We start from the raw sequence: 19,888 nt of genomic DNA on the forward strand, positions 1-19,888 counted from the left end.
TGTGGGGTAGCTCTTCATAGCCCGAACTTCACGAGGCCGACTGACCATGACCGCCACGACCGCTCTCCATTCCAACGCCTTCAACTTCATGAGTTTCCTGCAAAGCGGCGTCGACCCGCGCACTGGCCAGTACACGGTGTCGCTCACCTTGCCGCAGGTCGCAGCCAACGCCCTGCTTGGCCCAAGCCTGCCCCTGGCGCTGTTCTTCAACCCGCTCAATCAGCAAGACACAGGCTACGGCAAGGGCTGGAACCTGCAGCTGTCGCAATTCACTCCCGATACCCAGGTGGTGGCTCTACATACCGGCGAAAGCTTCAAGGTCACCAGCCGTAACGGCGTGAAAATGCTGATGGAAGAGAAGAAGCTCGACAGCTTCCACATGGACGAAATAACCAATGGCGCATCGACCCACTACCTCGTCGAGCATAGCTCCGGGCTGCTCGAAAAGCTCCAAACCCACGCTGCCAACCAGCCTGTAGCGCTGCCTGTCGAGGTCTGGACCCGGCAAACCCGGCCGCTGAAGGTCACCTATGCGCCCTTCGTGTCTGATGGCGATACCTACGACCGGCTGGCCAGCATCGAGGGCAGTGACGTCGAAGGCGTCTATGCCCCGCTGCTCGAAATCAAGCGTGATGAAAGCAAGCGCCAAGTGCAGATCACCCTCAATCCCCAGGGCGCTGCCGCCACCCAGGTGCTCTTCGTCATGCAATTGGATACGCAAGGCCGGGTGATTGAACTGCAATTACCGACGGTCGATGGCAATCAGGCCAAGTGGCGCTTCACGTATACCGTCAGCCATACCTACAACTGTCTTGCAGAGGTACGGACCCCTACCGGTGCTTGGGAGCTCATCACCTATGATTCGGTTGGGCATAAGCGCAGTAACAACCTCTCCGGCACCCTGCCCAGGGTTTCCAAGCATGAGGTTCGGCCTGGTAACGCCGACGAGGCGCCCAAGCTCGGCGCCACTTGCAATCAAATCGTCAGCTATGAGTACACAGTGGTCACCCAAGAAGACGGATACCAGGCTGACAATAACTTCCTGGGGGCCAACCTCGCGCTCGGCGAGCCCACGCCGGGGTTGGATATCCTGTACAAGCACCCCAGCGCTTATCGCTATGGCTCGGTTGAAACGTTGCTAAGCGCCGATGGCGAAACAAAATTGCGCACTATCGAGCGGCACTTCAACAAGTTCCACCTGCTGACCCGAGAGATCACCAGCCAAGGGCCTGCGGATGACCTGCACATCCAGACCGTGGAGACCAGCTATGCCTATGAGGAAGGCAAGCCTTTCAAGGACCAGCCTGCCTCTTGCCAGCTCCCGCTGACCACCACTACCACCTGGCGCAAAGCTAAAACCGACACCGCCCGAACAGAGGTGCTCAAGCGTACCTATCACGAAGACGGCAACCTGCATACCGTAGAGCACCCCAGCGGGGTGGTCGAGACCAGTCTCTGGTATCCCGCTGGCGGAGAGCAAGGCGCGTGCCCGCCAGATCCGAGTGGCTTCGTACGCCACCTCAAGAGCAAGGCCACTAAACCGGCGCCTAGTGCGCTAACGCCGATCGCACCCATACTGCGCCAAGGGTATCGCTATAGCGCGCTGCCTGCATATGACGGTAATGCAAGTACCACCGACTGGCCGGTAATCGAGATAGAGACGCTGGAGGAAGTCGATGCGCAAGCGCAGGTGCTCCAAGAGCTGCAGAGCACCCAATACACGTACTTCAAGAACCAGCAACAGCCTCTTACCTACGGTCGCGTGGAGGAGTACACGCTCACCATGAACGGCCTGGCCACCACGACCAGTTACACCTACGCCACTCGGCTGTCGACCTTTGCCAACCATGACAATAAAGAAACGGTGCTGGTGACCACCCAGACGGTCACCGGGCACGACAACAGCGCCACGAACATCATCAAAAAAACCACGACCAGCGAACACTCGCTGCTCACAGGACAGAACCTACTTAACGAAGACGACAATGGCGTCAGGATTAACTACCGATATGATGTGCTGCGCCGGGTCATCCAGGAAGTCGTCGCCCCCGAATCCCCCTATCAGGCTGACCGTAGCTACACGTATCGGCTCTGTGCAAACGATGATGACCGAGCCAGCCAGAAACGCACCGATGTGAATGGTGTTTTGACACACACCATCCTTGACGGACTGAACAGGCCGGTCAAAGAACAGCGGAATGACCTCGACAATGCCACGTCGCGGCAGGAGGGGAAGGAGGAGCCGCTCCGTGCGCTATACCTAGCCACATACGATGCGTTTGGAAGGCTGCAAAGCGAAACTGAGACTGATTGGCGCAGCGCGCAAGCAGCGGACGACCTAACGCTGATTCACAGGTATGACTACGATTATTGGGGCCAACAACGCGCAGTCACCGGACCCGATGGGGTCAAGGTGATAGAGGAAGACGATCCTGTTGGCGAAAGCAACCCTGGGCAACCGGTAGACGCCCCCAAACAACGTATCGTCAAACGTTGGCGGGAAAGCACTGGCGGCGAGAGCAGTGGTATTAGCAAAACCTGGTTGAACCTCTTCAACCAGCCTGCGCGCACAGAGCGTCTGCAATGGTCTAGGGCGGAGGGAAACTACCAAGAAACACGGATTAGCCTGCAGCAAAACCAATACGATGGCCTGGGCCGCACACTTAGCGAAGCGGTTGGCCTCGTGGGAGAGAGAGTCAACAGGTATGTCTACGATGTATTCGGCCGTCTGATCGAGCATACCTTGGCCGACGGCGCAAAAGTGGTGCGCACATACGCTGAGCACAGTAGCGCGGACTTGCCAATTTCCATCGGTGTCGCGGGTAAAGAGCTGGGGCTGCAGGAGTACGACGGTCTGGATCGCCTGAAAAGTACCACGACAGGCAAGCGTAAACAGACCTACAAGTACAAAGGCAGTGAGCGTAAACCCAGCGAAGTGGTTACGCCGATCGGGCAGGTCATCCGCTATACCTATGAGTTCAGACTGACCGAAGAACCTGTGACAAGAGAATTCATCGACATTACACCTGGTGATGCTGAAGAGGTTGTTCAGAAAACAACCTTTGGATACCATGAAAAAAATGCTCGCTTGCATATGTGCTCCGTGGCGGATCAGGACTTTGAGCGCACCCATTATATTAACGGTACAGTCAAATGGGAGAAGCGTAAGCAAGCAGGCGTGACCTATGAAGTGAATTATCAGCACAGTCAGCGTGGACGTATAACGTCATATATCGATGCTAAAGGTCTGCAGCAATCGTACGGTTACGACAAAGAAAGTGGTCAGTTAACAGGCACTGGTTTGGGGGACGACCTGAACAGTGAATTGTTTTACGACAGCTTTGGTCGGCTGTCTTCTTTCTGTATAGATAACAAACAACAGTCCTTGAATACCCAGTTGGAATATGATCAGTTTGATCGTGAGTCGAAGCGTACGTTCGTACCCGACAGTGGCGATGGCCAATGCCTTGAACATACTTATAACGATGTCGATGCGTTGATCAAGCGCACGCTGCGTAATACAAAGACACAAGCGGTCCTGCGGGAGGAAACGTATGGTTATGACGACAGGCAGCGTCTGACCAGCTACGAGTGCACAGGCTCCGAGCTGCCTGTAGACCCCTCTGGCGCAGCGATCAAAGTCCAATACTTCACCTACGACGAACTTGATAATATCGATATGTGTATAACGGAATATCAGGAAGGTGGGGATCAATTAATATTATATTCATTCTCTGATGACGACCCTGCCCAGCTGGTGGGCTTGGACGTTGTCAGTCACCATGGTGGCTTAAAAGCACTTGATCTTGCCGGCGCACGTTTACTGGTCAAGGCACTGAAGCTTATCAAGCCCCTTGATCTAAGCGTGCTCTGGGATCTTCCTGCCCTGCACGAAATAATCTTGACCTACGACGGTAATGGCAATATGACCTGCGACGAGCAAGGGCATCTGCTTGAATATGATCGTGTCAACCGCTTGATCAAGGTTAGCCGGCCATCTGCCGAGGGTGACATCGTGTTGGCTGAATATCATTACGATGGCAAAGACCTTCTCACGGGTATGAGCCGGGATGGGGTAGGCACACAAAATCGTCTCTACCAGGGGGGCAGGCTCGCAAGTCTTCAACAGGCCGGTAACTCCATTACCTTTTTTGGAACAGAGGGGCTGATTCTCGGCGAGCTGCAGGACGAGAATGGCCTTGAACCCGAACAGGGAGATGCAGCCCGTTGAGGGACGGGCTGCTGAGCGGTGATCAGTGCTGGCTATCTTCTTCAGGCTGAGCCAGCAGCCGCTTTTGCTGGTGCCAGTCGAACGCTTCGCCATTTTGTTCGGCTTGGTACCGACGCTCTTCCAATGTTTGGTAAAGATCGAGCTCTTCATCCGGCATGAAGTGCAGGCAGTCGCCGCCAAAGAACCACAGCAGATCGCGTGGCACCAAATGGGCGATTTGCGGGTAGCGTTGAATGACCTGGCAGATAAGGTCCTGACCCAGGTATTGGCTTTCCAGTGGGTCTTTGGGGAGCAACGTCAGCAATTCGTCGAAGCGCTCAAGGAACAGGGCGTGACTCTCCTCGGGCACCTGCTCGGCCTCGCCCAGTGCGGCCAATATGGTACGCAGGTGCTGCAGTAGATGCAGGTGATAGTCAAGTTGGGCAGTGGCCATGGTGGTGTCCTTGGTATTGAAAAACAGGGTGCAGTATACGCCGCTTGCAGTGATCGCTTCACGCCGCCAGGAATATTTTTGATGAAGGTCGCCGAGCTAAGGAATAAGTGCTTGACGACGCAACTGGTAAATTTGCCAGTTTTGCCCGCCGAGAATAATGCGTAAAACAAGGAAATGCCCCCGGCCTAAATACAGTGAGGGATTTACCATGGCGCTCGATAAACAGCAGTTGATCAAATGGCTGGAAGGCGGGGTGCGCGCGCCAGCTTGGGATGTAGTGGTGAGCCTTGATCAGTCAACGGTTAACGAAGTCTTCGCTCAAGAATATGTCAAGCGCTTTGCGGAAAATACATACTTTGAGCCGTTCTCTAGTGATCCAGAAAAGGCAGACGATAGCGATGCCATTTATCTGCTGCATGGCGCGCTTCTCGACAGGCCGCGGCTGACCTTCATCAAACCGGATGATTCGAAGGACAGTATTGCCCGGCTGAGCATGGCATTGCTTGCCGGGGGGGATGTCGGCTTGACGCGGCGCGCGGAACGCTGGTTGGTGCATCGCGTGGAATGGATAAAGCCCCTGCATGCGCCGCTGTTAACGATGGACCTTAAATTAGATGACAACGTTATAAAGGTGGGCGATGAACGGAGGCTATTGGTTGATTTGAGTGAAAGTACAAATTTCCAGCTGGTGTTTGGCGAGGATTCCTCCGTTCAAAAGTTGCACGGGGAGAGTTTTGAGGACTGGTTTCTCGGGTTGGACGCTAAACACCAAACGTTCGAGTTCGGGCAAATTGCACTCGACTTGCCGGTTGGGTTTGCACCGCAGACTTACCGGTTACGAGCGCGTGCAGATAAAGATGTAGAGGGGCAGGGGGCAGTCGAGGTATTTATTAGCTCAACAGGGCAGGAATCAACTGAATTGCCCGGCGATAACTCTGGCTTCAAATATTTGCTCCCTTCAGGTGTCGAGGCCTACACGGGTACTGTGCTGTTCCATCCACAGTATGCGATATTTGTTTCGATTGTCGAAAGCATTACACGGCATTCTGCCGCTGTAACGCCCTATGATCTGGTGTATGGTGCTGACGGTAGAATTCAGTCTTTCAGACTGAAAAATCTTGAATTAATTATCATGGATGGAGTGGTTGAATCTGAGCATTCAGAGGGCCCGCCTATTGCGATCCCCTTCCATGATTTTTCGATGTGGGAAGTCCCAGGCGGTGAGTTTAGCGTATCCGCAGATGAACATGGGGGAGCTGATGTCAGCTGGGAGGTCGAGGGGCAGGTTAAATTCCCCAATAGAGATGCAATAACGACGTGGGGGCCGTATAAATTTCATAAACGGGTCGTCGGCAAGCTATCTGGGGAGCCGCCACAATATGACCTTGAGCTTGAGGTTATAGATCTCGATACGGAAGATTACCCATGGTTGACCCCCATCTGGGTGAGGTTTTTGGTGGCGCTCTCGAAAGCGTGTGTCAATGAAGTATTTAAGGGCCTGATCGCGCACGTCTCGCGTCCCGCAGTGGAACGGCTTATTAAAATGAGCTTTGGTAATAACTTTTTGATCGGCGAGTCGCCCTTTACCCCCAATATTGCTCTCCTAGGGTGGTTTAGTTCGCACCTTGAATTACCCCGGTTGAATGTCGAAGAGCTGATCATCATGGCGGGAGCTACTCATGCGTTTAGTGTGTCTAATGGCGTGCCCATCGCCAAGTGGGAGATAGAACCGCTGCATAAAGACGACCCGAACATCGGTACTATCGATGCAAAAACGGGCAGATATACTGCGCCCGCAGATGCTGCATTCAGTGGCGATTTCATGCGTCATCGGGTCAAGGCCACAACGGCTGGCGGTGCCAGCGGCTATGCGTTGCTAACGGTAGTGCGTGAAGCGCTCAGTTTAACCCCCCTGGCGTACCATCTCGGCACGGAGGGCAGCGGTGTCGACCTGATGGCAGGTACAACTGAAGACGCCTCGAAATTAATCTGGTCGTTCAAGGACGAAGACAATGCGAAAGGCACTTTAAGCGCTCGCAGCGGTGCCAAGGTTCGGTATACCGCAGGCAAAGTTGGGACCTTTCATGTTGATGTAGTGTTGGTGCATGACCCCAAGACCAAACTGACCCGAGATACCTGTCTGGTTTCTGGCAGTAATTTTGCCACGATCTACGTCACCCACGTTGAGGAGGGTGATAAAGAGCACTCGGTGCATCTGATGGTTGCGCATGCGCGTGTAGCAGAACCTGAGCCTCCGACCTGGGAGGTTAGGTTTGGACCGGGGCAGATAAGCGCTGAAGGTACAACGAGTGTGTACAAGGTTGACCCTAAAGCGAGTGAGCACTTCGCGCTGATTGTTTACAAGGGGACTCACCCGGAGCTCGGTGTAGAGGAAGAGGGCTTTATCCTCCTTCCTTTGCCGCTCACCCAATACAAAACAGCCTATGGCAAACTTCTGGAAAATAAGGCTACCGCTGCATCCCTGGGAGGACATTGATATGAGCATGTCCCCCCCTGAAGCGCTGGTGGCGTGGATGGGTAAAAACCCGTCAATGCTCAACTGGGACATGATCGCCTCCCAACCGCTTTCGCTACTTCAATACACCGTGCAACAGCAAGAGTTGCAGCGATTGGCGGAGCAGACTGTCGCAATCATCAGTGGCCAAGCGTTACGTCAAGAAGATGACTCTCTGCATGAGTTGGATAACTACATTGTCCGCCTCACGGATGTACATATTAAGGCGAACGGCTATGAGCGGCCTATGCTCCGTGTCCAGTTGAGCCTGGAGGGCGGTAGCTATGTGAAGTCCAGTTATCTGGGGGAGGTGATGAGTATAGCGGTGCATGACTCGGTGAGTCGGCTGCAGGCCACGATGAACTTGCCGGTGCGCTTCGAGAACGGTCAAGTGGTGCTAGATCTTGGCCAGGGTCAGGACCATACCCTGGTGTTGAACAGCACTGCGGATCTTGAATCGCTAGGCCCCAAAATGCTCAAGGCCGGCCTCGATGCCTTGGAGCCTGAGCAGCAGGTGCTAGCGCTTGCCGATGTTATAAGTAGCAAAGACAACCCGTTTCGCCAGGTATCGCGGGCCTTGCCTGCGGTGCAAGGGAGCGATGGGCTGACACCGGCGTTGCTGTTTTTCGTCAACTTTACTCACGGGGGACAGGGGAGCGTGCCACAAGATGGCCTTGATTTCCCCTCATTGCTGGCGAACACTGCCGATGACAGGTATGCGAGCACTGCCATTCTCTCTTGGCGACTTTTGCATCGGGATGCCTACGCGCAAAGCATTTTGGGCGTCTTGCAAGGAGGAGAGTATCGCTATGTCCGGAGCGACCCCCCAGAGAAAGGCCTGGACAGTATGGAGGCACTGAAAGGGCAACTTTCGATCCCGGTAGGAAGCTGCGAGGGCTTGGGGTTGGAGGTGTTGTTCGATGAAATTGTAGTGCCGGGGAGCGGCGGTAAGGCTGCACTCAAGATAGCATTCGCTGAGGGGCGCATCAGTCAAACGTGGCAGCCCAGCTGTACAGTGGGATATAGATACCGGCGTGTGGGTGCAACAGAAGAGTGGAAGAGGAGCCAGATTACGCTTGAGCCTCGACTGGATTACGCATTTGAACTTGCAGCCGACGCCACGGCTACGTTGACGGGGCGGCTGGACAGCATGGTAAAGCAAGCCGCTGCGAGCATAGATGACCAGTCCATCCCGCCATCTACTCATGAAGACGCCATGAAAGCCTTGGCGGATTATGCGGTGCGAAGGGGGTTTTTTACCGCGCTATCCACCCGCCTGACCGCTAATATCGATAGCCAAATCCTACCGTGCCTGCGCCAGCCTGATGGGCGTTTTATTCAGCCTCTCGTCAGAAACAGAACGAACAATCTGTTGCTGATGGGCGGATTCAAGTCAACGGATAGTTCGTTCCGAATAGTTGAGCAGAACGTAGAGTTATCAGCTGCGGCTGAAACTACATTCAGCGTTGAACCGCCAAGCAATGGCGTGAAATGGAGCATCGAACCCTTGCCGGGAACTACAGGTGAGATGGGTAAAATCAATGAAGCCACAGGTCATTACCAGGCGCCAACGGCTGCGGCGCTGGGGGGTAAAAACCTGATGGTTCGGGTCGTTGCAGACTCTGCCGGTGCCGTTGAGCGTAGCGAGTCACTGGTCATGGTGATAGGGCATTCGCTGGATTTCAATCCGAAGTTCGCCACCTGTTTTAGCGGCACTTCGCTCCAGTTGCGTGCGGATCTGCTTGAAGGCCCCAGCATGGCCGCTGAAGAGCTGGAGTGGCAGGTGCTGACGGACGGTGCGGGCAGTGGAACCATCTCAAGCTCGGGGGCTGGCAGCCTTATCGCTGACTACCTGGCGGCGCCAGCCCCTGGTGATGTGAGGTATGTAATCGACCAAATACAGGTCACGGGTAAAACTTCAGGGCGTACTGCTACCGGGTATGTCTTGGTAACGCATAAGGAACCCGATTTGCATTTGTCCGTGGATGAGCAATGGACAGGAGCGGGGTTGAAAATCCAAGCGAGAGTGCAAGGGAGTACAACGCCACTCGAAGTGGAGTGGATACTGCCCCTGGCAGGAACCGGCCAGATAGATTCAACGGGAGTCTACACCCCACAGGGAGACGCACGTTTCGTCGTCATCCTGGCGAAAAAACAAACATCTACCAAAACCTATGAGGGCAGCCTGACCCTTCCTTTGCCCTTGAGTAGTTTTGCTGAATTACGCAAAGCTCAAGTATCACGGGCCACCCTCAAATGGGAGGCAAAAGATGAAGAAGGCGTTTAGTCGAGCAAGCGTGATGGCGACCGGTTGAAGTGATCATTGCAACTGCTGGATCGAAACGAGGGCCGCTAAGCGGCCCACTGCGATCAGCGTATCTTATCCGTCCCTGGTAATAACTGATCTTTATCGAAGGCATCCACATCAATGACCGCACGTCGAGCGGTTTCAGCATCGCTTAGCTGCTGTCCTTGCGTCTCCTGCAACACGCCAGCCTCGATTGCAGCCTCGATCACCGAGCGCCCGGCTGGAGCCTGCACTGTTCCCTCTCGAGTAGCCTGATGCAGGGTCTTGCGAAGCGGCGCAGTCTCGTCCAACAAATCACAGGCCCTTTGCAACGCCGCCACCGGATCACCTTCGGCCTGAGGCCGGAAGCAGCCTGCCAACAGCTCTTCCAACGCCGGATCCCCTTTACTGCGCCCTATCAACTGTGCAACCTCGGCATCCAACTCATCACTTGGCCCGGTATGCCGGCGCCCAAACGGGAACACCAGCACACGCAGCGCACAGCCGATAAACCGGTTGGGGAAGTTGTCGAGCAGCTTGTCCAGCGCCTGTTCGGCTTTACCCAGGCTCTCTTCCATGGCCCAGCGCAACAACGGCTGCATGTGCTCCGGCGACCCCAGATCGTGGTAACGCTTGAGCGCGGCCGAGGACAAGTACAGGTAACTCAGCACATCCCCCAGGCGCGCGCTGAGGCGTTCACGCCGTTTCAGTGCGCCGCCCAGCAGCATCATCGACAGGTCTGCCAACAAGGCGAAAGCCGCGGCCTGGCGGTTCAATGAGCGGAAGTAACCTTGACTCAGCGCATCACCCGGCACCCGTTCGAAGTGGCCCAGGCCCAAGCCCAGTACCAGGGTGCTGGCGGCGTTACCGGCGGCGAACATGATGTGCTTGAGCAGCAGCTCGTCAAACTCCTTGAGGGCCTGATCGCGGTCTTCGCGCCCGGCCAGGGCCATTTCCTTGAGCACGAAGGGGTGGCAGCGGATCGCGCCCTGGCCGAAGATCATCAGGTTGCGCGACAGGATGTTTGCACCCTCGACAGTGATGAAGATCGGCGCCCCTTGCCAGTTGCGGCCCAGATAGTTGTTCGGCCCCATGATGATGCCCTTGCCGCCATGCACGTCCATGGCGTGTTGGATGCACTCGCGGCCCCGTTCGGTCAGGTGGTACTTGAGGATCGCCGACAGCACCGAGGGCTTCTCGCCCAGGTCCACCGCCTTGGCGGTGAGCAGGCGGGCGCTGTCCATCAACCAGGCATTGCCGCCGATACGGGCGAGCGATTCCTGGATGCCTTCGAAAGCGGCCAGCGGTACGTTGAACTGTTCGCGGATATTGGCGTATTGGCCGGTCACTAGGCTGGTGTACTTGGCCGCACCCGTGCCAACTGCCGGCAGGGAGATCGAGCGGCCCACCGACAGGCAGTTCATCAGCATCATCCAGCCTTTGCCGAGCATTTCCTGGCCGCCAATCAGAAAGCTCAGCGGCACGAACACGTCCTTGCCGCTGTTGGGGCCGTTCATGAACGCCGCACCCAGCGGCAGGTGGCGTTTGCCGATCTCGACGCCAGGTGTGTCGGTGGGGATCAGCGCCAGGCTGATGCCCAGCTCTTCTTGTTCGCCCAGCAGGTGCTCGGGGTCGTAGGCCTTGAATGCCAGGCCCAGCAGGGTGGCGATGGGGCCCAGGGTGATGTAGCGCTTCTCCCAGTTCAGGCGCAGGCCGATCACTTCTTCGCCTTGCCATTGGCCTTTGCAGATGATGCCGGTATCGGGCATGGCACCCGCGTCGGAGCCGGCCAGCGGACCGGTGAGGGCAAAGCAGGGAATCTCATCGCCACGGGCCAGGCGCGGCAGGTAATGGTTGCGCTGCTCATCGGTGCCGTAGTGCAGGAGCAGCTCGGCCGGGCCGAGGGAGTTGGGCACCATGACCGTGGAGGCCAGGTCACCGCTGCGGGTGGCCAGCTTCATGGCGACTTGGGAGTGGGCATACGCCGAGAAGCCCTTGCCGCCGTATTCCTTGGGGATGATCAGGGCGAAGAAGCCGTGCTCTTTGATGAACTGCCAGGCTTCTGCCGGCAGGTCCATGTCCTGGCCGATCTGCCAGTCGCTGACCATGGCGCAGAGTTGCTCGGTGGGGCCGTCGATGAACGCGTGTTCTTCGTCAGTGAGCTTGGGCGCGGGGTAGTCGAGCAGGGTGTTCCAGGCGGGACGGCCGCTGAACAGCTCGCCATCCCACCACACGGTGCCGGCCTCGATCGCCTCGCGCTCGGTCTGTGACATCGGCGGCAAGGTGCGCTGGAACCATTTGAAGATCGGCCCGGTGAAGACCTTGCGGCGCCAGTCGGGCAGCACCAGCAGCGCGGCCTTGGCGGCCAGTACCAGCCAGATCAGCGTCAGCAGCCAGCCTGGGGCGCTGCTGAAAATGCCCATCAGCAGCGTGTAGGCGGCGATGATGCCAAGTATCTGCAAGGGCGGCAGGCGCCGATGGGTGAGATACGCCGCGCCGATCACCAGAACCACCAACCACAACAGCAACATAATCCTTCCTCCTTGGAACCTTGGCCGTGGGCCGGACCCACAGAGCTTAGACGGCATCCGGCGAACGGCCTTGTCAGATCAGTGACAGGGTGTGGCGGCAGGAGTTCGCCGGGGGTTGTCAGGGTATGTGTCTGGATTGCCTGGGCTGGCCCTGCGATCAGGCCGGTACAGACGATCGGGCTCTGGAGTAAACTGCCGAATTCGCGCATTCATAAGGACGTTGTCATGCTGAAGATCTGGGGTCGCAAGAATTCGAGCAATGTACGCAAGGCGTTGTGGATCGCCCACGAGCTGGGCCTGGACTTTGAGTCGATCAACGCCGGCGGCGCCTTCGGTGTGGTCAACGACCCCGAGTACCGCTCGCGCAACCCCAACGGCCTGGTGCCGATGCTCGAAGATGGCGACCTGGTGCTGTGGGAGTCGAACGCCATCGTGCGCTACCTCTGCGCCGAGTACGGCCGCGAGCAGGGCTGGTATCTGGACGACCCGCGCCAGCGCGCCCTGGCCGATAAATGGATGGACTGGACCACTTCATCCTTTGCCACGCCTTTCCGCCCGCTGTTCTGGGGCCTGCTCCGCACCCCCGAGCAGCAGCGCGACTGGATCGCGATCAATGCTGCGCAAAAGGCCTGCGCCGAGCTGCTGTCGATTGCCGACCAGACCCTGGCCAGGCAACCCTACCTCTCCGGTGAGCAGATCGGCATGGGTGACATTCCGCTGGGCAGCTTCGTCTACGCCTGGTTCGAAATGCCTATCGAGCGTCCGGACATGCACCACCTACAAGCCTGGTACCAGCGTTTGCAAGAGCGCCCGGCGTACCAGGCGGCGGTGATGACTGCGCTGACCTGATCGAACACCTGGACTATTTCGATAGTCACTATCAATACACATGACTGTACTTGTGCGGCCAGGCCTTGCACCATGGCCGCACTCACTGCGCCAGTGACCTGATCTGGCGTGTCCTGAACCTCTTCGCATGGTACGTGACCCGCTATGAGTTCTGCCCTGTCCATAAGACAGCTGACCAAGACCTACGGCAATGGCTTCCAGGCCCTCAAGGGCATCGATCTGGATGTCGCCGAAGGTGACTTCTTCGCTTTGCTCGGCCCCAACGGTGCCGGCAAATCCACCACCATCGGCATTCTCTCGACCCTGGTCAACAAGACCAGCGGCACGGTGAATGTGTTTGGCCATGACCTGGACCGCGAGCCAGCCGCGCTCAAGCGCTGCCTGGGCGTGGTGCCGCAGGAATTCAACTTCAACCAGTTCGAGAAGACCTTCGACATCGTCGTCACCCAGGCAGGTTACTACGGCATCCCGCCCAAGCTTGCCAAGGAGCGCGCCGAGCAGTACCTGACCCAGTTGGGGTTGTGGGACAAGCGTGATGTGCAGTCGCGTTCGCTGTCCGGTGGCATGAAGCGCCGCTTGATGATCGCCCGCGCGCTGATCCACGAGCCGCGCTTGCTGATTCTCGATGAGCCAACCGCAGGGGTGGACATCGAGCTGCGTCGCTCGATGTGGAGCTTCCTGACCGAGCTGAACCAGAAAGGCATCACCATCATCCTCACCACCCACTACCTCGAGGAAGCCGAGCAATTGTGCCGCCACATCGGCATCATCGACCACGGCACCATCGTCGAGAACACCAGCATGCGTAAGCTGCTGAGCAAGTTGCATGTGGAAACCTTCGTGCTCGACCTCAAGCAGGATCTGGCCGTTGCTCCCACCTTGCAGGGCTACCCGTGCCGGCTGATCACGCCGCATACCCTGGAGGTGCAGGTGGATAAGGATATTGGTATCACCGCGCTGTTCGGCCAGTTGGCCCTGCAGAACATCGAGGTGCAGAGCCTGCGCAACAAGACCAACCGACTTGAGGAGCTGTTCGTGTCCCTGGTGGAGAAGAACCTGTCGAAGGTGGCGGTATGAATGTGGAGCTGCGCACCAACTGGGTGGCCCTCAATACCATCGTCTACCGCGAAGTCCGGCGCTTCCTGCGCATCTGGCCGCAGACCTTGCTGCCGCCGGCGATCACCATGGTCTTGTACTTCGTGATCTTCGGCAACCTGATCGGCCGGCAGATCGGCGATATGGGTGGCTTCACCTACATGGAGTACATCGTCCCCGGGCTGATCATGATGTCGGTGATCACCAACTCCTATGGCAACGTGGTATCTAGCTTCTTCGGCAGCAAGTTCCAGCGTTCGATCGAGGAGTTGATGGTTTCGCCGGTGTCACCGCACACCATTCTCATCGGTTATGTGCTGGGCGGGGTATTGCGTGGCCTGGCAGTGGGGGTGATCGTGACCATCCTGTCGCTGTTCTTTACCCATCTGCAAGTTCATCACTTGGGCGTTACCGTGGTGGTGGTGTTGCTCACGGCAACCATCTTCTCGCTGCTGGGCTTCGTCAACGCGGTGTTCGCGCGCAACTTCGATGACATATCGATCATCCCGACCTTCGTGCTGACGCCGCTGACCTACCTGGGCGGGGTGTTCTATTCGATCAACCTGCTGCCGCCCTTCTGGCAAACCGTGTCGTTGGCCAACCCGGTGCTGCACATGGTCAACTCGTTCCGCTACGGCATCCTAGGGGTGTCGGATATCAGCATTGGTACGGCGATCACCTTCATGCTGGTTGCTACCGCAGTGCTGTATACCCTGTGTATCCGCTTGCTGGTCAGCGGCCGCGGCATGCGTGCATGAAGCCTTGAGTTTGCGCCGGCGCCACTGCCGGCCAACCCACCAGCGCCAATAGAACATGGTGATGAAGTAGGCGGCGATGCCGAGTACCACGCCGCAGACGACCGAGCCGAGCAGAAACGGCTGCCACAAGGTCGACAGCTGGTCGGTGATCCATTCGAAGGTCAGGTCGTCGGGCAAGGTGCGCGGTGGCGTCTGCAACAGCCAGGCGCCGGTCATGTAGGTGACGAAGAATACCGGTGGCATGGTCAGCGGATTGGTCAGCCAGACCAGGCTGACTGCGATTGGCAAGTTGCCGCGCAGCGGAATGGCCAGGCTGGCGGCCAGCAGCATTTGCATCGGGATAGGGATCAACGCCGCGAACAGGCCTACCCCCATGGCCCGCGCCACTGAATGGCGGTTCAGGTGCCAGAGGTTGGGATCGTGCAGCAATTTTCCGAAGAAGCGTAAGGATTTGTGTTCCCGAATGCTGGTCGGATCCGGCATGTACCGTTTGAAGAGGCGGCGCGGCATGTAGGCTCCCCGGGTTTGAAGGGGGTCAGTATGCCTTGATTCCCTGACCGGCTTGTTCAGAGTTTGTGACAATTGTTGAGCAAGATTAGGCGCCAATTGCGCTATTGCTGTGCAGGCTTATCGGCTTGCGGAGCTCTACCTCATGCGCACAGGGATGTTTGCGCTCGCCGCGGGGTTGCTGGCCCTGCGTTTTCTTCCGGTTTTGCCATCGGTCGGATGGCTGTTGATCCTGCTTTTGCTTGGGCTGGGCTGCTTGTGCACGCGCGTTTGGCCGCTGGGTTGGCTGCTGCTGGGCTTTTGCTGGGCGTGTTGGTCGGCGCAGCAAGCGCTGGATGACCGTCTGGCGGCCAATCTGGATGGCCGCACCTTGTGGCTGGAGGGCAGGGTGGTGGGGCTGCCAGCACAAACTGGCCGAGGCGTGCGCTTTGAGCTGGATGAGGCAGCGTCGCGCCGCGCTGATCTGCCCAAGCGCCTGCAGTTGAGCTGGTTTGCCGGGCCGCACGTGCAGGCCGGCGAGCGTTGGCGCCTGGCGGTCACACTCAAGCGCCCGCACGGCCTGCTCAACCCCCACGGGCCAGACCGCGAAGCGACGCTGTTGGCTCGCAGGATCGGTGCGACCGGTACGGTCAAGGCCGGGCAACTGCTGACGCCAGTCTCCGGCGGCTGGCGCGACAGTCTGCGTCAGCGCTTGCTGGCGGTGGATGGCCAGGGCCGCGAAGCCGCTTTGGTCGCACTGGTACTCGGGGATGGCTCGGGGCTGGCGCGCGAAGACTGGCAGACCCTGCAGGCCAGCGGCACAGTGCACTTGCTGGTGATCTCCGGGCAGCACATCGGCCTGGCTGCGGGGCTGATGTATGGGCTGGTGGCGTTCATGGCTCGTTGTGGCGCCTGGCCGCATCGCTGGCCGTGGTTGCCCTGGGCCTGTGGCCTGGCAATGGCGGCAGGATTGGCGTATGGCTGGCTGGCGGGGTTCGCCGTGCCGGTGCAGCGCGCTTGCCTGATGCTGGCGGTAGTGCTGGCCTGGCGCTTGCGTTTTCGTCATCTGGGCACCGGCGTGCCGCTATTGCTGGCGTTGGGCGGCGTGTTGCTGATCGAGCCGTTGGCCAGCCTGTTGCCAGGGTTTTGGTTGTCGTTTGCGGCGGTGGCGGTGCTGGTCTACTGCTTCGCCCACCGGCTCGGTGGCTGGCGGCCTTGGCAGGCCTGGACCCGGGCGCAGTGGGTGATCGCTGTCGGCCTGCTCCCGGTGTTGCTAGCGGTGGGGCTGCCGATCAGTGTCAGCGCACCTGTGGCCAATTTGCTGGCTGTGCCCTGGATCAGTCTGCTGGTCCTGCCTTTGGCATTGCTTGGCACTGTTCTGCTGCCTGTGGCGGGGGTAGGCGAGTCGCTTTTGTGGCTGGCGGGCGGGGCGCTGGATTGGCTGTTTCGCGCGCTCGGCCACTTGGCCCACTGGCAGCCCGCCTGGATACCTCGGCCTTTGCCGTTGGTCGCTTGGCTGCTGGTCGCCAGCGGCGCCTGGCTGGTGCTGCTGCCTCGTGGCTTGCCGCTACGAGGCTTGGGGGCCGTGATGCTGCTGGCGTTGTGGGCGCCGAAAGAGTCAGTGCCGCATGGCCAGGTGCAAGTGCTGCAACTGGATGTCGGGCAAGGGCTGGCGATACTGCTGCGTACCCGCCTGCACAACCTGCTCTACGACGCAGGTCCCGCGCAAGGTGACAGTGATCTGGGGCAGACGGTAGTGCTGCCCACCCTGCGCAAGCTGGGGGTGAATCAGCTGGACGCCATGCTGATTAGCCATGCCCATGCCGATCATGCTGGGGGTGCGTTGGCTGTTCACCGCGTTCTACCGATTGCCCGGGTGCTGGCCGGGGAGCCCGCTGAACTGCCAGCGGTATTGCAAGCGGACACGTGCCTGACAGGCGAGAGCTGGGAGTGGGATGGGGTGAGTTTTTCGCTCTGGCATTGGCCCGAGGGGCCAGGGAGCAATGAGCGCTCTTGCGTGCTACTGGTCGAGGCCAATGGCGAGCGGCTGCTACTGGCCGGGGATATTGAAGCCGGGGCCGAACGGGCCTGGCTGGCGGCCAATGGCCAGACGCGGATCGACTGGCTGCAATCGCCGCATCATGGCAGTCGCAGTTCTTCCACTGAACCGTTCATCCGCGCCACGGCGCCGCGTGGGGTATTGATTTCGCGGGGGCGGTACAACGGTTTTGGGCATCCGCATGCGCAGGTGATCGAGCGTTATCAGCGGCATGGGATGGTGATTCACGACACGGCGATCGAGGGGGCCTTGAGTTTGCGCCTGGGTAGCTTTGGCGGTGTAGAGGGGCAGCGGGGGCAGCGGCGGTTCTGGCGTACTGGGGATTGAGTAGAGCATAGGCTGGGCCGACCTCTTCGCGGGGCAAGCCCGCTCCCACGGTGTGGACGGCCCCCGAGAAGTTGGATACCAATCCAGCTTCTCGGGGGTAGCCCAGTGCCTGTGGCCTGTCAGCGAATTTGGAGCGATGCGCTGCTGCGCATTGCGACCTCCGGCAGATGAGGCGACCTGCGTCCTATGTTAGAGTGGCGGCCTTTTTCCGAGGGGATGCTTACTGTGTGGGAATTGGTCAAGTCCGGTGGTTGGATGATGCTGCCGATCATTCTGAGCTCCATCGCCGCCATGGCGATCGTCGCCGAACGCCTGTGGACCCTGCGCGCCAGTCGCGTGACCCCGCCGCACCTGCTCGGCCAGGTGTGGATGTGGATCAAGGACAAGCAGCTCACCAGTGACAAGCTCAAGGCCCTGCGCGCCGATTCGCCACTGGGCGAGATCCTTGCCGCAGGCCTGGCCAACTCGCGCCATGGCCGCGAGATCATGAAAGAGTGCATCGAAGAGGCCGCCTCGCGCGTCATTCATGAGCTGGAGCGCTACATCAGCACCCTGGGCACCATCGCTGCGATGGCGCCGCTGCTCGGCCTGCTCGGCACGGTGCTGGGCATGATCGATATCTTCAGCGCCTTCATGGGCTCGCAGATGACGGCCAACGCCTCGGTGCTCGCCGGCGGTATTTCCAAGGCCCTGGTCACCACGGCCGCAGGCCTGATGGTCGGTATCCCGGCGGTATTCTTCCACCGTTTCCTGCTGCGTCGTATCGATGAGCTGGTGGTGGGCATGGAGCAAGAGGCGATCAAGCTGGTCGAGGTCGTGCAGGGTGACCGCGAAGTGGAAGTGGCTGGAGGCAAGGCGTGAAGTTTCGGCGCAATCGCCAGCGCGAGAACGTCGACATCAACCTGGCGTCGTTGATCGACGTGGTGTTCGTGCTGCTGCTGTTTTTCGTCGTCACCACCACCTTCACCCGCGAGAACCAGCTGCGCGTCGAGCTGCCGGAGGCCACCACGGCCGCGCCGCCTAGCGCCGACGAGGGTAAGCGGGTGGACATCACCATCAGCGCCGACGGCGTGTATTCGGTGAACAACCACCTGCTGCCCAAGAGCGACCTGGCGACCCTGACCGAGGCGCTGCAGCAGGAGTCCGGTGGCGACACCCAGTTGCCGCTGTCGATCAGTGCTGATGGCAAGACGCCGCACCAGGCTGTGGTTACCGCAATGGATGCTGCCGGCAAGCTCGGTTTCAGCCAACTGCGCATAACCACCGTCGAGGCGGCGCCGGGGACGCCCTGATGGCTTTCGCCGATCGTCTGCTGGAGGCCTGGTATGCCGGGCATCCGGCCTTGGCCCTGTTGCGCCCGCTGGAGGCGCTGTACCGGCGCGTTGTGCTGCGCAAGCGTGCGCGCTTTCTCAGCGGCGAGAGTGCCAGCTACCGCGCCCCCGTACCGGTGATCGTGGTGGGCAATATCACTGTTGGCGGTACCGGCAAGACGCCGATGATCCTCTGGCTGATCGAGCACTGCCGCCGTCAGGGGCTGCGGGTGGGCGTGGTCAGTCGCGGTTATGGCGCCAAGCCTGCGCAGTTGCCCTGGCGGGTCGAGGCGACTCACAGTGCAGAGCAGGCAGGCGACGAGCCGTTGCTGATCGTCCAGCGCACCGGCGTGCCGCTGATGATCGACCCTGATCGCTCCCGCGCCGTGCAGGCGCTGTTGGCCAGCGAGCCGCTGGACCTGATCTTATGTGACGACGGCATGCAGCATTATCGCCTGGCCCGCGACCTTGAGCTGGTGCTGATCGATGCTGCGCGTGGACTGGGCAATCGCCGCTGCCTGCCGGCAGGCCCGCTGCGTGAGCCGGTCGAGCGTCTCCAAGACGCGGATGCCGTTCTGTACAACGGCGCGAGCGGCGACCGTGATGGCGGTTTTGCTTTCCAGTTGCAGCCCTCAGCGCTGATCAACCTGCGCAGCGGCGAGCGCCATTCGCTTGAGCATTTTCCGCCCGGCCAGGCCCTGCACGCGGTGGCTGGTATTGGTAACCCACAACGTTTCTTCAATACCCTGCTGGGGCTAAACTGGCAGCCTGTGCCGCATCCTTTCGCCGACCATGCGCAGTTCTCTGCCCAGGCGCTGACGTTCAGCCCGGCTTTGCCGCTGGTAATGACTGAAAAAGATGCGGTGAAGTGCCGCGCGTTCGCCGCTGACGACTGGTGGTACCTGGCGGTCGAAGCGCAGCCTTCGCCAGCCTTCGTCGGCTGGTTCGACGCTCAGCTCGAGCGCCTGCTGCCTGCGCGCCGTCAGCCCTGAGCCCTATTCATTTTT

General features: G+C 59.1%; 13 protein-coding genes. 10 read left to right on the plus strand and 3 right to left on the minus strand.

The annotated features are described in order from the left end of the window. The first annotated feature begins 46 nt into the window (after window positions 1-46). Window positions 47-4,231 (plus strand): sugar-binding protein, encoded by a 4,185-nt coding sequence (locus ACI2JX_RS01260; RefSeq protein ID WP_404689177.1) that lies wholly within the window; start codon window positions 47-49, stop codon window positions 4,229-4,231. 22 nt (window positions 4,232-4,253) lie between these two features. Here ACI2JX_RS01260 and ACI2JX_RS01265 read toward each other — a convergent pair whose 3' ends face one another. Then, window positions 4,254-4,664, minus strand: coding sequence for a PA2817 family protein (locus ACI2JX_RS01265; RefSeq protein WP_404689178.1), 411 nt, complete (start codon window positions 4,662-4,664; stop codon window positions 4,254-4,256). Window positions 4,665-4,872: 208 nt separating this feature from the next. Here ACI2JX_RS01265 and ACI2JX_RS01270 point away from each other — a divergent pair, with 208 nt between their 5' ends. Together ACI2JX_RS01270 and ACI2JX_RS01275 are read left to right on the plus strand one after the other, a co-directional pair. Beyond that, the gene (locus ACI2JX_RS01270; protein WP_404689179.1) at window positions 4,873-7,161 is read left to right on the plus strand and encodes a hypothetical protein; all 2,289 of its coding nucleotides are present in this window, start codon (window positions 4,873-4,875) and stop codon (window positions 7,159-7,161) included. Between the two features lies 1 nt (window position 7,162). Beyond that, window positions 7,163-9,466 carry a hypothetical protein gene (locus ACI2JX_RS01275; protein ID WP_404689180.1) on the plus strand — a complete coding sequence of 768 codons (2,304 nt, stop codon included), beginning with the start codon at window positions 7,163-7,165 and terminating at the stop codon, window positions 9,464-9,466. Between the two features lie 83 nt (window positions 9,467-9,549). Here the strand turns inward: ACI2JX_RS01275 and ACI2JX_RS01280 are convergent, their stop codons facing one another. Continuing rightward, a complete protein-coding gene (locus tag ACI2JX_RS01280) occupies window positions 9,550-11,997 on the minus strand; it encodes an acyl-CoA dehydrogenase (RefSeq protein ID WP_404689181.1) in 2,448 nt (815 codons plus the stop codon). 225 nt (window positions 11,998-12,222) lie between these two features. Between ACI2JX_RS01280 and ACI2JX_RS01285 the strand changes: the two genes are divergently transcribed. The 3 genes from ACI2JX_RS01285 to ACI2JX_RS01295 all read left to right on the plus strand — a co-directional run bounded on the left by ACI2JX_RS01285 (window position 12,223) and on the right by ACI2JX_RS01295 (window position 14,699). After that, on the plus strand, window positions 12,223-12,846 hold the full coding sequence (locus ACI2JX_RS01285) for a glutathione S-transferase (protein WP_264236935.1): 624 nt from the start codon (window positions 12,223-12,225) through the stop codon (window positions 12,844-12,846). A 144-nt stretch (window positions 12,847-12,990) separates the two neighbouring features. Next, complete coding sequence (locus ACI2JX_RS01290; RefSeq protein ID WP_264236936.1) at window positions 12,991-13,923, plus strand: ABC transporter ATP-binding protein; 933 nt, start codon at window positions 12,991-12,993, stop codon at window positions 13,921-13,923. Further along, window positions 13,920-14,699, plus strand: a complete 780-nt coding sequence (locus tag ACI2JX_RS01295; RefSeq protein WP_264236937.1) for an ABC transporter permease — start codon at window positions 13,920-13,922, stop codon at window positions 14,697-14,699. The genes ACI2JX_RS01290 and ACI2JX_RS01295 overlap by 4 nt, the downstream gene beginning before the upstream one ends. Here the strand turns inward: ACI2JX_RS01295 and ACI2JX_RS01300 are convergent. After that, complete coding sequence (locus ACI2JX_RS01300) at window positions 14,583-15,209, minus strand: DUF2062 domain-containing protein (protein WP_404689182.1); 627 nt, start codon at window positions 15,207-15,209, stop codon at window positions 14,583-14,585. The two genes, ACI2JX_RS01295 and ACI2JX_RS01300, sit on opposite strands and share 117 nt — an antisense overlap. 142 nt (window positions 15,210-15,351) lie before the next feature. Here ACI2JX_RS01300 and ACI2JX_RS01305 point away from each other — a divergent pair, with 142 nt between their 5' ends. From ACI2JX_RS01305 to lpxK, 4 genes are all read left to right on the plus strand, one after another. Beyond that, window positions 15,352-17,571 (plus strand): DNA internalization-related competence protein ComEC/Rec2, encoded by a 2,220-nt coding sequence (locus ACI2JX_RS01305; protein WP_404689183.1) that lies wholly within the window; start codon window positions 15,352-15,354, stop codon window positions 17,569-17,571. A 225-nt stretch (window positions 17,572-17,796) separates the two neighbouring features. Then, entirely contained in the window at window positions 17,797-18,432 is a 636-nt protein-coding gene (locus tag ACI2JX_RS01310; RefSeq protein WP_186556935.1) for a MotA/TolQ/ExbB proton channel family protein, read from the plus strand. After that, entirely contained in the window at window positions 18,429-18,863 is a 435-nt protein-coding gene (locus tag ACI2JX_RS01315) for a biopolymer transporter ExbD (protein ID WP_264236939.1), read from the plus strand. The genes ACI2JX_RS01310 and ACI2JX_RS01315 overlap by 4 nt, the downstream gene beginning before the upstream one ends. Continuing rightward, entirely contained in the window at window positions 18,863-19,873 is a 1,011-nt protein-coding gene (gene lpxK / locus ACI2JX_RS01320) for a tetraacyldisaccharide 4'-kinase (RefSeq protein WP_368972595.1), read from the plus strand. Before ACI2JX_RS01315 ends, lpxK begins: the two co-directional genes overlap by 1 nt. Window positions 19,874-19,888 lie beyond the last annotated feature (15 nt).

The organism is Pseudomonas sp. NPDC088890, from assembly GCF_044900155.1.
Classification (GTDB): Bacteria; Pseudomonadota; Gammaproteobacteria; order Pseudomonadales; family Pseudomonadaceae; genus Aquipseudomonas; species Aquipseudomonas urmiensis.